13 protein-coding genes are annotated in these 15,577 nt (G+C 71.7%); 10 read left to right on the forward strand and 3 right to left on the reverse strand.

Annotation, left to right across the window (positions count from 1 at the left end):
* Positions 1-978, forward strand: coding sequence for a lysylphosphatidylglycerol synthase transmembrane domain-containing protein (locus AB0M80_RS09950; protein ID WP_364561490.1), 978 nt, complete (start codon positions 1-3; stop codon positions 976-978).
* A gap of 56 nt (positions 979-1,034) precedes the next feature.
* Here the strand turns inward: AB0M80_RS09950 and AB0M80_RS09955 are convergent, their stop codons facing one another.
* The gene (locus AB0M80_RS09955) at positions 1,035-2,180 is read right to left on the reverse strand and encodes a DUF6541 family protein (RefSeq protein ID WP_364562041.1); all 1,146 of its coding nucleotides are present in this window, start codon (positions 2,178-2,180) and stop codon (positions 1,035-1,037) included.
* 195 nt (positions 2,181-2,375) lie between these two features.
* Between AB0M80_RS09955 and AB0M80_RS09960 the strand changes: the two genes are divergently transcribed.
* The 3 genes from AB0M80_RS09960 to AB0M80_RS09970 are packed head-to-tail and all read left to right on the forward strand — an operon-like array spanning position 2,376 to position 6,334.
* Entirely contained in the window at positions 2,376-4,160 is a 1,785-nt protein-coding gene (locus AB0M80_RS09960) for a hypothetical protein (protein ID WP_364561493.1), read from the forward strand.
* A complete protein-coding gene (locus AB0M80_RS09965) occupies positions 4,157-5,596 on the forward strand; it encodes a hypothetical protein (RefSeq protein WP_364561496.1) in 1,440 nt (479 codons plus the stop codon). Before AB0M80_RS09960 ends, AB0M80_RS09965 begins: the two co-directional genes overlap by 4 nt.
* A gap of 9 nt (positions 5,597-5,605) precedes the next feature.
* On the forward strand, positions 5,606-6,334 hold the full coding sequence (locus tag AB0M80_RS09970; protein WP_364561499.1) for a lysophospholipid acyltransferase family protein: 729 nt from the start codon (positions 5,606-5,608) through the stop codon (positions 6,332-6,334).
* Between the two features lie 56 nt (positions 6,335-6,390).
* Here AB0M80_RS09970 and AB0M80_RS09975 read toward each other — a convergent pair whose 3' ends face one another.
* Entirely contained in the window at positions 6,391-7,191 is an 801-nt protein-coding gene (locus AB0M80_RS09975; RefSeq protein WP_364562043.1) for an HAD family hydrolase, read from the reverse strand.
* Positions 7,192-7,286: 95 nt separating this feature from the next.
* On the opposite strand from AB0M80_RS09975, the gene AB0M80_RS09980 reads away from it, so the two are divergent.
* Complete coding sequence (locus AB0M80_RS09980) at positions 7,287-8,168, forward strand: LLM class flavin-dependent oxidoreductase (protein ID WP_364561502.1); 882 nt, start codon at positions 7,287-7,289, stop codon at positions 8,166-8,168.
* 137 nt (positions 8,169-8,305) lie between these two features.
* Here the strand turns inward: AB0M80_RS09980 and AB0M80_RS09985 are convergent, their stop codons facing one another.
* On the reverse strand, positions 8,306-10,315 hold the full coding sequence (locus tag AB0M80_RS09985) for a DUF6541 family protein (RefSeq protein WP_364561505.1): 2,010 nt from the start codon (positions 10,313-10,315) through the stop codon (positions 8,306-8,308).
* Between the two features lie 79 nt (positions 10,316-10,394).
* On the opposite strand from AB0M80_RS09985, the gene glf reads away from it, so the two are divergent.
* The 5 genes from glf to AB0M80_RS10010 all read left to right on the forward strand — a co-directional run bounded on the left by glf (position 10,395) and on the right by AB0M80_RS10010 (position 15,510).
* Positions 10,395-11,618, forward strand: a complete 1,224-nt coding sequence (gene glf, locus AB0M80_RS09990; protein WP_364561508.1) for a UDP-galactopyranose mutase — start codon at positions 10,395-10,397, stop codon at positions 11,616-11,618.
* Positions 11,611-12,129 (forward strand): phosphatase PAP2 family protein, encoded by a 519-nt coding sequence (locus AB0M80_RS09995; RefSeq protein ID WP_364561511.1) that lies wholly within the window; start codon positions 11,611-11,613, stop codon positions 12,127-12,129. Before glf ends, AB0M80_RS09995 begins: the two co-directional genes overlap by 8 nt.
* Complete coding sequence (locus tag AB0M80_RS10000) at positions 12,126-13,100, forward strand: decaprenyl-phosphate phosphoribosyltransferase (RefSeq protein WP_364561514.1); 975 nt, start codon at positions 12,126-12,128, stop codon at positions 13,098-13,100. The genes AB0M80_RS09995 and AB0M80_RS10000 overlap by 4 nt, the downstream gene beginning before the upstream one ends.
* A gap of 118 nt (positions 13,101-13,218) precedes the next feature.
* Positions 13,219-13,917, forward strand: a complete 699-nt coding sequence (locus tag AB0M80_RS10005) for a hypothetical protein (protein ID WP_364561517.1) — start codon at positions 13,219-13,221, stop codon at positions 13,915-13,917.
* A gap of 75 nt (positions 13,918-13,992) precedes the next feature.
* Entirely contained in the window at positions 13,993-15,510 is a 1,518-nt protein-coding gene (locus AB0M80_RS10010) for a hypothetical protein (RefSeq protein WP_364561519.1), read from the forward strand.
* Positions 15,511-15,577 lie beyond the last annotated feature (67 nt).

Genomic DNA, 15,577 nt, shown 5'->3' on the forward strand with positions numbered 1-15,577 from the left:
ATGACGACCGTCGAGACGCCGGAGGACCTCCCGGCTGCCGGCAAGCAGCCCAAGTCCGCCAAGGCGAAGATCCTCGACGTCGTCCGGTGGGTCGCGATCCTGCTGGTCATCGGCTTCGCGGCGAAGCAGCTGGCCGCCAACTGGGGCGAGTTCTGGCACACCCTGCGTGACGTCGCCTGGGAGTCGTCGCTGCTGAGCCTGCTCGCCCTGGTCGCGGCGATCATGGTGTCGACCTGGGGCTGGCAGGTGATGGTCGACGACCTCGGGGAACCGATCGGCTACGCCCGCGGCGCGCAGATCTGCCTGGTCGGCTCGCTTGGCAAGTACGTGCCGGGCTCGGTCTGGGCGTACCTGCTGCAGATGGAGCTGGGCCGCAAGGCGGGCCTGGCCCGCGCCCGGATCTTCACGGGCTCCCTGATCCAGCTCGGGGTGGGCATGGTGTCGGCGCTGGTGGTGTCGCTCCTGGCGGCGCCGGCGGTGTTCAGCAACAGCCCGCGTGCGCTGTGGCTGTTCGTGCTCATCCCGCTCGGCCTGGCGATGCTGCACCCGAAGATCCTGACGTGGGGCACCTCGCTGGTGCTCCGCGTGCTGCGCCGCCCGCCACTGCGGCACCCGCTGGGCTGGCGGGTGATCGGCAAGGTCTTCGGCGCCTCGACGGCGGCTTGGTGCCTGCAGGGCGTCCACCTGTGGCTCCTGGCCAACTCCGTGGGCGCCCCGGGCCTCAGCGGCTTCGTGCTGTGCGTGGGCGCGATGGCCGTGGCGATGACGGTGGGCACCTTCGCGTTCATCCTCCCGAGCGGAGTCGGCGTCCGCGAGGTGGCCCAGGTGGCGGTCCTGACGGCCAGCGGCCTCACGGTCGGCCAGGCCACGGCGTTCGCGGTGGCCTCCCGCGTGATGTTCACGGTGGCCGATCTTGTGACGGCGGGCCTCGCGGCGGTCGCGGCCCGCTCGACCCGCCCGGCGGTCACCCCCGGCTGAGCCGGTTGTCCACAGGTTGTCCACAGGCGTTACGCGCATGTGGACAACCTCGCGCCTCAGGACGTCGGCCGGTGGATCACCGCGTCCGGGTTGCGGTAGACCTCCGTCAAGAACGGCTCGCCCGCCAAACCGACCAACCCCGGCTGATAAGGCCGGCCCGGTTCGGTGGACGGCTTTCCCAAATTCACCCAGTGGATGTGCCACCGCCGCACCGCCGCCCGCACCGCGGGATCCGTCGAATAATTTCGAAAGCCGTTCGCGAGCAACACCGCGTCCCGGGGTGGTGAAGTTTCGTCGAAATGCCCGGCGACCGTTCGAATTCCCGCCAACGCGTAGGTCCAAGCGGTTCCGTCGAACCGGTCGTTCATCGCCCACTCGCCGGGTTTCGCCAGTTCGCCGAGTTCGGCCATCGCCGACTGCTCACCGGGCGTCACGCGGAGCGCCGACGGGTCCGCCGCCTGGTAGCCGGTCGAGACCCGGGCCCCGTTGGACCGGACGTACAGCCCGTTCGAAAGCACCGCGAACCCCAGCAGCACCACGGCCGCCCCCGCGAAAGCCGGCACCCGGGACGGCAGCCGGTCGCGCAGCCAGGCCTGGGTCGAGGCCAAGCCGTGGGCCGCGAGGACCGACAGCGGGATCGCCGCCATCGAGAAGAACCGGAACGGGTCGTCCCACCAGGGCCGGGACAACGCCATCACGATCGGCGCGTTCGACGACGCCACCGCCAGGTAGGCCAGGCCGGTCACCGCCGCCGTCAGGCCGATCCAGCGCAGCTCGCCGGCCCGCGCGAAGAACACGATTCCCAGGAACAACGCCACCGAGAGCCACACCTGCGGGTGCGCCTCGAAGTGCTGGAAACCGAGCAACGCGCCCAGTGCCGTCGAGGCGCGGTACTCGCTCGGCCAGCCGTAGTACGGCAGCGTGCTGGTCGCCAGCCCCAGCGCGCCGGACAACTGCAGCCACGCCACCAGCAGTGACACCACCGCGATCGGCAGCAGCGGCCGCGCCGAGGTGACCCAGCCCGAGCAGCGTGGCGATGAGGCCGGTCGCCGCCGCGAACGGCAGGCACGCCCCGACCGCCAGGTGCCCGCGCCCTGCCCACCACCCGGGCTCTGGCGATGCCGACGGAGAGCACGGTGGAGACTAGGCCGGAAATGACCCGTCGGACGCGCTGAGGTGATAACCCGATCGGCCCTTTTCAGGACGTCACTTCAACCGTCGGAGGCAACACCCGATCGGGTTATATTGACGGGTGAATTTCCCTGCTTGACTGTCGCCGGCGAAGTGATCCTCCCCCATTCGGGCAAGTGATCGGTCCACCGGAAACGCCTCGCCGCCGGCGATCGATAACCTGGCGAGGAACTGGGCGGGTGCGGTGACGAGGTGGAGGGTGCCGGGTGGTCTACGCGGTCGTGGTGGCGTGGCTGCTCGTCGCCGCGATCGTGGTGCTGACCTGGAACCGCCTCGACGCCGACCGCGGCTGGCGCGGCTTCGTCCTCACCCTCACACTCGGCCTTTCCCTGCTGCACCAGCTGCTGTTCGCGACCGTCACCGAGGACGCGCTGGTCACGTTCCGGTACGCGCAGAACATCGCCGACGGCAACGGCCCGGTCTTCAACCCCGGTGAGCGCGTCGAGGGGTACACGAACTTCCTCTGGCTGGTGCTGATCGCCCTCCCGCGCGCCGCGTTCGGCGCCGACGTGCGGACCGCCGCCGTCGGGTTCGGGGTCCTCGCCGCCCTCGGCTGCGTGCTCCTGTCCTGCTTCCTGGCCAACCGGATCGTCGCCGGGGCCGCATCGCGCGGCGCCGAGCCGCGTCCCGCGATCGGGGTGGCTGCCGCGGTGCTCACCGCGAGCGCCGGCGGCCTCGCCGTCTACGGGGCATCAGGCTCCGAAGTCCCGCTGTTCGTGCTGCTCGTCCTCGCCGTCGGCTACGCGCTCGCCGCGCGCCGCCCGGTGGTCGCCGGGGTGCTCGTCGCCTTCGCCGTCATGACCAGCCCGGAAGGCCTGGTGGTGGCCCTGCTGGCCGGGTTGTGGCTGGTGGCCGCCGCGCTGAGGCGGAAACACAGCTGGTGGGCGCCGGTGGGGTACGTGCTGGGCGCGCTCGTTTTCCTGGTTCCCCGGCTGGCCTGGCGGGCGACGTTCTACCAGCACTTCCTCCCCGCGCCACTGGCCGCGAAGCTCGGCGGGCCGCTCGCCGCGCAACTCGCCGCCGGCTGGCCGTACCTGTCCGGCTTCGCCTTGGCGCACCAGGGTTTCCTGCTGCTGGGCCTGGTCGCCGCGGTCGCGCTGCTGCTGCGGCGCACCGACCCTGCGTTTGGGGGGTTCCGGGTGGCGGAGCCCCCGGCCCGGGGCGAAGGCCCGGTTGGCACAGCTGCGTTTGGGGGGTTCCGGGTGGCGGAGCCCCCGGCCCGGGGCGAAGGCCCGGTTGGCACAGCCACCGAGGCCCGTGCCCTGCTCTGGCTGCTGTTCGCGACGGCCGCCGGGCTGGCCGCGGCCGCGGTGCTGATCGGCGGCGATCCGGGTCCGTCGTGGCGGCTGCTTGCCCCCGTGCCGCCGCTGCTCGCCGTCGCGGCCGCGGGGGTGTACGGCGTGCTCACCGTGGCCGTCGCGGGGAAGCCGTCGCCGCAGCCGAAGTCGTGGCCGGCCGGGACGCGGCTGGTCCCGGTGACCGCGGGCGGGCTGGCCGGGATCGCGGTCCTCGTTTCGGTGTTCAGCCCGGAAATGCTCGACCGCGTGCGCGACTGGCACTCGCACGGCACCGAACTCGCCGAAATCGGCGGCTGGCTCGGCGACTACCTGCCGCCCGGGTCGGTGGTCAGCGCCGCCGCGCCCGGTGCGCTCGCCGCCCACGGCGGGCAGCTGCTCATCATCGACGTCCTCGGCCGCACCGACGACCACATCGCCCGCGACGGACGGCACGACGGCGGCATCGCCACCGACTACGACTACGTCGTCAACGGCCGCCGCCCGACCGTGGCCGTGCCCGCCGACGGCGGCTACGCCGATCGCCAGCACTGCGCGATCGACCCCGTGTACGCCGGCAAGTACGAGGTCGCGACGTTCCGCCGCGTCGGCACGCCCTACTGGGTCACCGTGTACCCGCGGGCGGAACAGGCGAAGGTCCTGGTCGCCGACCTCGACCAGGGGCCGGACTTCCGCTACGTACCCTGTCCTTCGTGAAGCTCGAGGCCCCGCAACGGCAGCTCGGCGCGGAAGCACGGCTCGGGCTCGGGGTGTTCGGCGCGTCGCTCGCCCTGTTCGCGGTGCGGTTCCTGGTGCCCCGCCCGATCGCGATGTCCAACAACGGCGACGGCGCCCGCGTGCTGTGCGGCGCGGGGATCACCTGGCACGGCGGCCCCGAACCGTTCATCCACCTGGCCTACTTCGCCGAGCCCGGCGCGGCGCCGTGCCGGCCGACGTACCTGCTGACGCAGAGCTGGCTCGCGGACCTGGCCGCCCGGATCGGCAGGCTGATCGGCCTCCACGCGACGCTGAGCCTGGTCGTGCTGGGCCTGCTGAGCAGCGTCATCGCCGCGGCGGCGATCACCGCGATCGTGCTGGGCCTGCCGTACCGGCGCCGGGCCCGGCTGGCCGTGGCGGCCGCGCTCCTGCTGGTGGTCGCGGACTCGGCCTTCTTCGGGTACTTCGCCGCTGTCCTCGGCGAAGGCGCGGCCTTCCTCGGTGTGCTGCTCGCCGTCGGCGGCCTGCTCCTGACCGCGCGCGAGGGCCGATGGGCCTACGCCGGCATGGCCGTGACGTTCGCGGGCGGCGTCCTGGTGGTCAACGCCAAGGTCCAGACGCTGATCATCCTGCCGATCCTCGCGCTCGCGATCCTGCTCGTCCGGCCCGGCACACTGCGCGGCGCCCGGCGGTGGGCCGCGGCGGCGCTGGTCATCGGCGCCATCGGGACCGTCACGCTCGCCGCCCAGCAGAGCGTCGAACCGGCCGTCGCGCCGGACGGAACCCTCGCCGCGCGGCCCGGCGACGACTCGCGCGAGATCAACGTCTTCAACTCGATCTTCCTGAACATCGTCGACGGCCGGCACGACACCCAGGCCGACCTGGCCGAGCTGGGGCTGCCCCCGTCGTTCGCGCAGTACGCCGGCAACGGCTGGTGGCACCCGCACCCGGCGACGATGGACCCGCGCTACCCGCAGTACCGCGACCGGATGAGCCGCCGCAACGTCGTGACGTACTTCGCGGCCCACCCCGGCCGGACCCTCGAAGTGCTGCACCGCGCCGCGACCGACCAGCTCACCGCCCGGCCGGACTACCTCGGCAGCTTCGACCAGGACGCGGGGTTCCCGCCGCACGCGCAGGAGCACCGGGTGCCGGTGGTGTCGTGGCTGACCGGCCTGATCGCCCCGCTCGGGTTGTTCGCGCTGGCGCCGATCTGGCTGTTCGTGCTGGTCAGCGCCTGGCGGCAGCGGCGGACCGCGGTGGGGATCGCGCTGGCGTTCCTGTTCGCGGTCTCGGTGACGCAGTTCGGCACCGCGGCACTGGGCGACGGCATCGAGGGCATCAAGCACCAGTCCGTCGCGCTGTTCACGATCCTGGTGGCCCTCGTATTGTGTTCTTCCCCGCTGAACCGCCGCCGGCAACCTACGGTCCCGTAACCTTGCCGGATGGCTGACCTGGTGTACCCGCCCGTGATCGGGGCGGCCCGGACGATGTTCCGGGTACTCGACAACCGCATCCGGATCGAGGGCGCGGAGCACATCCCGCGCCGCGGCGGCGCGGTCATCGCGTGCAACCACATCAGCTACCTGGACTTCATCTTCTGCGGGCTGGGCGCGCGCCCAGCCAAGCGGCTGACGCGGTTCATGGCGAAGAAGGAGATCTTCGACAACCGCATCGCCGGGCCGCTGATGCGCGGGATGCACCACATCTCCGTCGACCGCTCCGCCGGGCTGGCCTCCTACCGCGAAGCGCTCGAGAAGCTGCAGGCGGGCGAAGTGGTGGGCGTCTTCCCCGAAGCCACCATCAGCCGGTCGTTCACCGTCAAGGAGATCAAGTCGGGCGCCGTCCGGATGGCCGCGGCGGCCGGCGTCCCGGTCGTGCCGATGGCGCTGTGGGGCACGCAACGGCTCTGGACGAAGGGCCGGCCGAAGGACCTGACCCGCCGGCACGTGCCGATCTCGATCCTCGTCGGCGAGCCGATGCACCCGGCGAAGGGTGACGACTGGGACGTCGTGACGAAGGAGCTGCGCACCCGGATGAGCGCGCTGCTCGACCGCGCCCAAGCCGAGTACCCGGACCAGCCGGCGTCCGACGAGGACCGCTGGTGGCTGCCCGCCCACCTGGGCGGCACGGCGCCGACCCCGGCCGAAGCGGCCGAGCTCGACCGGCTGTGACATCCGGGGCTCCGCCCCGGGCCGGGGGCTCCGCCACCCGGACCCCCGCAAGACAGTTAGAACCAGCGCTCGAGGACCTGCGCGACGCCGTCCTCGCCGGCCGGCCCGGTGACCTCGTCGGCCACCGCGAGCACCGCCGGGTGCCCGTTCTCCATCGCGACGCCGTGGCCCGCCCAGCGGAGCATTTCGACGTCGTTGGGCATGTCGCCGAAGGCGATCACCTGCTCCGGCTCGACCGCCAGCCGCTCGGCGACGTCGGCGAGGCCGGTCGCCTTGGTGATGCCGTGCGCGGACAGCTCGACCAGCCCGCCCGCCGACGAGTACGTCACGTCGACGTCCCGGTCGAACAGCGCGTTCACCGCGTCCGCCATCTCCTCGGACGACATGCCGCGGTGGCTGACCAGCAGCTTGATCGCCGGGTGCCCGAGCACCTCGGCGCGCGGCCCGGTGCGGCCCTCGCCGTCGCCCCACGGGTTGTGGTAGTCCGGCTCGATCACGAAGTTGCGCATGTCGTGGTCCACCGCGCCGGTGCCGACGCGCTCGGTCGCCAGCCGGCAGCCCGGGAGCGCCTTGTCGAGCGCGTGCGCGATGTCGTGCAACAGCATGGGCTGCAGCAGGCCGTGCACCTCGACGATCTCTTCGCGGGCGCAGTCGTACAGGACCGCGCCGTTCGCGCACACGGCGTACCCGGTGAGCTCGAGGGGCTTCGCGATCGGGGCGATCCACCGCGGCGGGCGCCCGCTGGCCAGCACGAACGGCACGCCGGCCTCGATCGCTCGGCGGACGGTCGCGATCGTGCGGCCGGTCAGGGATTCGGAGGGGCCGAGCAGGGTGCCGTCGACGTCGGACGCGATCAACTGGGGTCTCTCCACCCGGCCATTGTCCCTGACACGTTCGGGGGATGGCTTGCCCGTCCGTGCGACTGTCGGTGGTAGCCGATACGGTCCGGATTGTGCGAGCAGGCATCGTCATTCTTCCGGAAGATCGTTGGTGGGCCGCCGAGCCGAAGTGGCGCGCCGCCGAGGAGTACGGCTTCGACCACGCGTGGACCTACGACCACCTCGGCTGGCGCAACCTGGTCGACGGCCCGTGGTTCTCGGCGATCCCGACCCTGACCGCGGCGGCGATGGTGACGTCCCGCATCCGGCTGGGCACGTTCGTGGCGTCCCCGGTCGCCCGGCACCCCGTGCCCTTCATGCGCGAGCTGAACACCCTCGACGACGTCTCGGACGGCCGGCTCGTCCTCGGCGTCGGCGCGGGTGTCGACCACTCGCACTACGACGGCGCGGTGCTCGACGCCCCCGAGCTGACGCCCAAGCAGCGCGCGGATCGCTTCACCGAGTTCGTCGAGGCGCTCGACGGGCTGCTCATGACGGACAAGTTCGACTTCGCGGGCGAGTACTACCGGGCCCGCGAGGCCCGCAACCTGCCCGGCCCGGTCCAGCGGCCGCGGCTGCCGTTCGTCGTGGCGGCGAACGGGCCACGCACGATGACGCTGGCGGCGCGCTTCGGCGCCGGCTGGGTGACGACCGGCAAGGGCGGCGCGACCGCGGACGAGTGGTGGCGCGGCGTGGCGGCACTGTGCGAGGTCTTCGACCGGCAGCTGGACGCGGCGGGCCGGGACCGGGCGAGCATCCAGCGCCACCTCAGCCTGGACGCGTCCCCGGTGTTCTCGCTCAGCAGCGTGGAGGCGTTCCGCGACGCGGTCGGCCGGGCGCGTGAACTGGGCTTCACCGACGTCATTTCGCACTGGCCGCGGTCGTCGTCGCCCTACGAGGGCCGGGAAACCGTCCTGGAACAGGTCGCGAGCGACGTCCTGCCGGAGCTGCACTAGTCCGAACGGGTGACATCGGGGTGATCGGGAAACCGATTCCGGCTCTCCAGGCGTCGGTATGGGCAGACGACCGAGATCACCCCGGGGGTGCGGGGGCCCTCGTGGCCGCGGAGGGGCGCCGCGGCCACGAGGGCGTTCTACTTCACGATCCGGTAGATCACCGCACCCGGGTTCCGGTACACGACGCTCAGGAAGTCGTGCCCGTCCAGGTGCTGCAGGCCGCGTGCGATGGGCGTGTCCCGGCGGATGGTGCCGCTGCCCACCAGCACGTAGTGGATGTCAAGTCGTCGAACGGCCGCGCGCACCTGCGGGTCGCTGTCGTAGTCGGCGAAGTGCTGGGCCAGGTACAGCGCGTCCGGGGGCGCCACGCCCGCGTCGTAGTGGCCGGCCACCGGGTGCACGCCGGTCAGCGCGTACATCCAGGCCGTGCCGTCGAGCCGGTCGTTCAGCACCTTCTGGCCGGCGGGAATCCCGAGCGTGCCGAGCTTCTCCATCGCGTCGATCTCGTCCTGGCTCACCGGCGGGACCACCTCACCGGGCAGGCCGTTGTAGTACAGCAGCGACACCGTCTTGGCGTTGGCCGCGCGGTAGAACCCGCCGGTCAGCACGCCCATCGCCACGACCAGCAGCACCGCCGAGGCGAGCCCGACCCGGCCGGTCAGCCACGGCCGCGCCCGCACCCACGCGCGTCCGCTCGCGGCCTTCGCCAGCCACCGCTGGGCCTCGCTCATGCCGTGCGCGGCGAGCAGGCACATCGGGATCGAGGCGAGCGCCATCAGCCGGAACCGGTCGTTCCACCAGGGCCGCGACAGGCTGATCACCCAGTCTTCGCCGCCGAAGCACGCGACGACCACGAACAACGCCGACAGCCCGAGCGCCGAGAGCCCCAGCCAGCGCATCCGCCGCAGGGCGACGAGCGTCAGCACGCCGATTGCCAGGAACACCGTCAGCCAGATCTGCGGCACCGGCAGCACCTGCTTGAACGTCGCCAGCATGGCCAATGCCTTCCACACCGGCATGTGCGAGCCCCAGGGATGGTAGGGGTACGAGCCGGACGTGAAGCCGATCGCGCCGAGGATCATCGGCGCGGCCAGCAGCCCGGCGACCACCATCACCGGCACCATCCGCAGGACGTCGCCGCCGATGACCCGCCAGGCGCGCCTGCCCTCCGGAACGCCGTCGACGCGGCGGCCGCGCAGCGCCCGGTACCAGCGCTGCACCACCAGCGGCAACGCGAACAGGATCGCCCCGAACAGCGCGCTCGAGTGGGCGGCGAGCAGGCCGGTCGCGCTCAGCGCCAACACCGCGCCGGTGTCGACGCCCGGCCGCACGACGAACCGCTGCAGCGCGATCACCGCCAGCGGCGTCAGCACGATGCCGAGCGCGAACGGCAGCAGCCCGCTCGACACCGACTCGTACGCCCCGGTCGTCGCGCCGCCCGCGACCAGCGCCGCGCTGCCGGCGAACACCGCGCGGCCGCCGAGCTGGCGCACCAGCGCGGCCATGGCCAGCGCGAACAGCCCGGCGATCGGCATCGTGACCGCGTTCAGCGTGACCGGGATCGACGTCCCGGACAGCTGGTAGACCAGGGCGCCGACCAGGTGGTAGGCGTTCGGGTAGAAGGAGCCGCCGGGGTACCAGTTGATGGTGCCCATGCCGGTCAGCGAGCCGTCGCCGGTCTCGGCGATGTAGCGGATGCCGTTCGCGTGGAACACGGTGTCCCAACGCTGGAACACCGCGGTCGTCCCGCCGCGGCCGGAGACCACCACGGCGATCGACACGGCGACGGCGATGGCGACGCAGGCGCCCACGGCCAGGTGGGCCCGGCGCGTCCACGGCTCCGCCGGCTCCTCGGCACCCGGCGTGAGCCAGCCTCGCGCGGTGAACAGCCGGCGCAGGCCGTACAGCACGGCGGCGAGCAGCAGGGTGCAGGCGGCGACGCTCGGCGGGCCGTACGGCACGTGCGCGATCGCCAGCCAGGGACCGGCCAGGCCGGTGATGGCGTAGCTGAGCAGCGGCGCGAGGCCGGCCAGGGCCCAGCTCCGGACCCCGGCGGCCCACCCGACGACGCCGCCGGGCACCGCCAATACGGCCAGGTAGGTGGCCACCGCGGCGAAGTAGCTCCAGAAGTCTTCGGGTGCAGGCACTGCTTTCCAGGTGTGTCGTAGGCCGAAATGTGATAGTCGGGTGCGGGCCGTGTCGCCGACCTGCGTACCCTCGACGCCCGTGAGCGCGCACACGAACCCCGCCAAGATTACTGAAGACGATTTCGCAGGTTACGACCTCGTCGTCGTCGGGTCCGGTTTCTTCGGCCTGACCGTCGCCGAACGGGCCGCGGCCGAGCTGGGCAAGAAGGTCCTCGTCCTCGAGCGGCGCAGCCACCTCGGCGGCAACGCGTACTCGGAGCCCGACCCGGAGACCGGCATCGAGGTGCACAAGTACGGTGCGCACCTGTTCCACACGTCGAACAAGCGCGTGTGGGAGTACGTGAACCGGTTCACCGAGTTCACGAACTACCAGCACCGGGTGTTCGCCAAGGTCAAGGACCAGGTCTACTCGTTCCCGATGAACCTGGCCCTGATCAACCAGTTCTTCGGCAAGTCGCACACGCCGGACGAGGCCCGCGAGCTCATCGCCAAGCAGTCGTCCGAGTTCGAGACCGACGCCGCGCAGAACCTCGAGGAGAAGGCCATCTCGCTGGTCGGCCGTCCCCTCTACGAGGCCTTCATCCGCGGGTACACCGCGAAGCAGTGGGAGAACGACCCCAAGAACCTCGGCGCCAACATCATCACGCGCCTGCCGGTCCGCTACACGTTCGACAACCGGTACTTCAACGACACCTACGAGGGCCTGCCCGTCAACGGGTACACCGCGTGGCTCGAGAAGATGGCCGAGCACGAAAACATCGAGATCCGGCTCAACGTCGACTACTTCGACGTGCGCGAGCACATCCCGGCGGGCACCCCGACCGTCTACACCGGGCCGCTGGACCGCTACTTCGGCTACTCGGCGGGCCGGTTCACCTGGCGCACCGTCGACTTCGAGTCCGAGGTCGCCGAGACCGGTGACTTCCAGGGCACCTCGGTCGTCAACTACAACGACCAGGAAGTCCCCTACACCCGGATCATCGAGTTCCGGCACTTCCACCCGGAGCGGGACTACCCCAAGGACAAGACGGTCATCTTCCGGGAGTACTCCCGCTTCGCGGGCGAGGAAGACGAGCCGTACTACCCGATCAACACCCCGGAGAACCGCGAGAAGCTCGAGGCCTACCGCGAGCTGGCCAAGCAGGAAGCCCGAGAGCGCAACGTGCTGTTCGGCGGCCGGCTCGGCACCTACAAGTACCTCGACATGCACATGGCCATCGGGTCGGCGCTGTCGGCGTTCGACAACAAGATCGCCCCGCACCTGACCGACGGCGCGCCGCTCGACGGGTCCCTCGATGCTTGAGAAGGGGGAGCCCACCGGAGAGGTGGCGGTCCTGGCCAAGGCGCAGGGCTTTCTGAAGAGTGAAGCTTCGGTGAAGGCCGCGCGCGGGCTTTCGCACTTCGGCGAGCACAGTGCCGGGTGGTTCGCCCTGGGCCTGATCGGGGCCGCGGTCGACAAGAAGCGCCGCAAGGACTGGCTGGTCGCCTCGGTGGGTGTCGTCGGCGCGCACGCGGCGTCCATCGCGGTGAAACGCGTGGTCAGGCGGCCGCGACCGGACCACCCGAGCGTCGAGGTACTGGTCGGCACGCCGAGCAAGCTGAGCTTCCCGTCGTCGCACGCGACGTCCACTACGGCGGCGGCGGTGCTCTACTCCGGATTGACCGGGCGTAACCTGGTGCCCGCCCTGGTACCGCCGATGCTCGCCTCGCGGCTGGTGCTCGGCGTTCACTATCCGACAGACGTTCTGGCCGGTGCAGCTCTCGGGGGGCTCGTCGGTGGTCTGATACGACGGAAGCTGAAGAAGAATCCATGAGCGAAACGACCGAGCAGCGCAACAGCGACGAAGCGGCCGTGACTCCTGAGGCACCGGAGACCCCGGTGACGGCGGAGACGGCTGCACGCGGGCCGTTCGGCCTGGTCGGCGGCGTCATCAAGACGGCGCGGCCGCGGCAGTGGGTGAAGAACGTCCTGGTCTTCGCGGCCCCGTTCTTCGCGTTCTCGAAGTCGACCGACCGCACGGGCCTCCTGCTCGACGCGATCGTCGCCTTCGTGGCTTTCTCGCTGGTGGCGAGCTCGGTCTACCTCATCAACGACGCCATCGACGTCGAGGCCGACCGGGCCCACCCGACCAAGCGGAACCGGCCGATCGCGGCCGGGATCGTGCCGGTCCCCGTCGCGTACGGGGCCGCGGTCGTGTTCTTCCTGGCCGGTCTCGGCGTGTCGTTCCTGGCCAGCTGGCAGCTCGCCGTGGTGCTGGGCGTCTACGAGGCCGTCCAGCTCGGCTACTGCTTCGGCCTCAAGCACCAGCCGGTGGTCGACCTGGCCATCGTCGGCTCGGGCTTCCTGATGCGCTCGATCGCCGGTGGTGTGGCGGGCGGCCTCGCGCTCTCGCAGTGGTTCCTGCTGGTCACGGCGTTCGGTTCGCTGTTCATGGTGGCCGGTAAGCGCTACGCGGAGATCATGTTGTTCGAGCGCACCGGCGCGAAGATCCGCTCGTCGCTGAAGAAGTACTCGGCCAGCTACCTGCGGTTCGTCTGGGCGACGTCGGCGGCGATCCTGATCATGTCCTACTGCCTGTGGGCGTTCGAGATCCGCCAGACCGAGCACAACTCGGTGTGGGCGCTCATCTCGATGGTCCCGTTCGTGGTGGCGGTCCTGCGCTACGCGGTCGACGTCGACGGCGGCATCGCGGGAGAGCCCGAGGAGATCGCGCTCAAGGACCGCATCCTGCAGGTGCTCGGCGCGACCTGGGTCGTCACGCTGTTCCTGTCGTTCTACCTCTGATCCATGGCCGGCTCATGGCGGATCGACAGGTTCGCTTCAGGTCGTACACAGCTGAGCAGCGCACCCTGAGGTGGTGGGGGCGGGCACTACGCCCGTCCCCGTAACCACAGGAGCGACCATGAACGACCAGCCGCGCGAGTCGAAGGCCCCGGACGGGGCCGAGCCACCGACGGTCGAGCAGCCCACGGCCCAGTCCGGCACAGCCGACCAGCCGACGGCGGTGCACGGCACGCCCGCCGCTGATCCGGGCCGGCCGGCGGACGCGGCCGGCGAGCCTCACGCCACGCACTCCCCGGCGGCGCCCGGCCCCGGCCAGAGCGAGCCCGCCGCGGCCGCCCCGGGGGCGACCACCGCCCAGCCTGCGGCCGGTCAGGGTGAGCCCACCGCCCAGCCCGCGTCCGGCCAGGGCGAACCTGCCGCACCGGCCTCGGCCGGAACCGCCGACCAGACGGCCGTCCACGGTCAGCAACCGCCGCCCGCGCCACCCACCCCGCAGCTGTCCCAGCCCGGCCCCGGCCAGACCTACGCCGCGTGGGGACCGCCTCAGGCGCCCCCTGGGCAGCCCGGCGGATTCCGGCGGTTCGTCGGCCACCGCGCCACCCAGCTGGTCGGCGTCGGTGTCCTCGGCCTGCTGGTCGGCGGCGGGATCGTCGGCGGGATCGCGGCGGCGACCCACCACGGTCCCCGCGACGGCCGCCCGGGTATCCACCGCCAGTACGACGGCCCCAACGGCAACCAGGGCTTCGACGGCCGGGGTCCCGGCTTCGGCGGCCGAGGCAACGCGGGCTCCGGCTCCGGCTCCGGGGACGGCATCTGACCCAAAACTGTGGCCTGGGCCACCCCTACCGCGCTCAGATCACGAAAGCATCACGGGCGAGGTACGGTGTCCCGGATGCGAAGTGCCTCCGCAGAACTCCCCAAAGTCGTCCGCGTGCTGCCGGCGGCCGTCCCCGTCGCCCGCTCGTGGGCCTTGCCGGCGGGGGCTGCGGCGGCCTCCGCTCTGGTGTTCGTCCTGGTCAGCAGCCATCTCATCGATGACACCTACATCACGCTGTCCTACGCGAAGAACCTCGCCTTCCACGGCCACTGGGGCCTGATCGAACAGGGGACGGCGAACACCGCGACGTCCCCGCTGAACGTCTTGGCCCTCGGCGCGGTCACGTTCGTCGTGCGCGACGCCGTGTTCGCCGCCGGGACCGTGTTCGTCGCCGCGCAGGTACTGCTCGTGCTGGGCCTGCGCCGGCTGGGCGAGCGCACCGGCCTGCCGCCGGCCTTCGCGCCGCTGTCGTTCGCGTTGCTGCTGGTCAACCCGCTGCTGCTGTCCTCGATCGGGCTGGAGGTGGCGCTCGGCGCCACCGGGGTCGTGTGGACGCTGGTCTACGCGGGGGAGCGCCGGCCGGGGGCGCTCGGCGTCGTGATCGGGCTGCTCGCGCTCGTCCGGATCGACCTGCTGCTGATCGCCGCGGTGCTGTTCGCGGCCCGTCGCGAGTTCTGGGCCGGGATCTGGCGGACGGCGTTCGCGGCGCTCGCGGTGACGCTGCCCTGGTTCGGGTTCAGCTGGGTGGTGCTCGGCTCGGCCGTGCCGGACACGCTCGTCATCAAGATCAGCCAGCAGTCGTGGGGACCGTTCAGCTTCACCAACGGCCCGCTGCTGTACTGGCGCAACTTCCCGGCCGCGGCCACGCTGTCGTTCCTGCCGCTGGTGCTCACGGGCCTGGCCGGGGTGCTCTGGATCGTGCAGTACCGCCGCGGCTCCGAGGCCGCCCGCCGCCTGACGCCGTTCGCGGCGCTCGCCGTCGCGGGCGCCCTGCACTACCTGGCCTACAGCCAGTTGGGCGTGCCGCCCTACCACTGGTACTACGCGCCGAGCATCATCGGCGCGACGATCTTCCTCGCCGCCTGCGCGTCGGCCGTCCCGGAGCGGGTGCGGCGCGGGACGTGGACGCTGGCCGGGACGGCCCTCGCGGCGAGCGTCGCGGTGTACGCGCTGCCGGGCGTCCCCCGCCAGTTCGCGCCGATCACGAGCAACCACGCGTCGACGACGGAGTACCGCGAGATCGGCCAGGAGCTGGCGGCGATCGCCCACGGCCGCAAGGTCGAGACGGCGGGCGAGGTCGGCGCGCTGGCGTACGCGTGCGACTGCGAACTGGTCGACGAGTTCTCCGACCGCGGCGCGGTCGACCCGGCGATCACCGAGACCAAGCGCCGCAGCGACGACCTCGGCCGGGCCTTGCTCGAAGCCAACTTCCACAACTTCGACCACAGCGTGGCCCCGATCAGCCCGGACCTGGTCCTGGCGACGACCCGCCGCGCGCCGCCGCCGGCCGCATTGGCGAGCTGGCACATCGACTCGCCGTGGATGGGCAGCCAGAACCTGTACCTGGTGCCCGCCCACGCTGTCGGCGGCTGAGCTGCTGTCGTCCGCCCTGTCCACAAGCGGCCGCCAATGTGGACAACCTGCTCGGCCGGCGGCTGCT

Source organism: Amycolatopsis sp. NPDC051045 (assembly GCF_040682955.1).
GTDB lineage: Bacteria > Actinomycetota > Actinomycetes > Mycobacteriales > Pseudonocardiaceae > Amycolatopsis.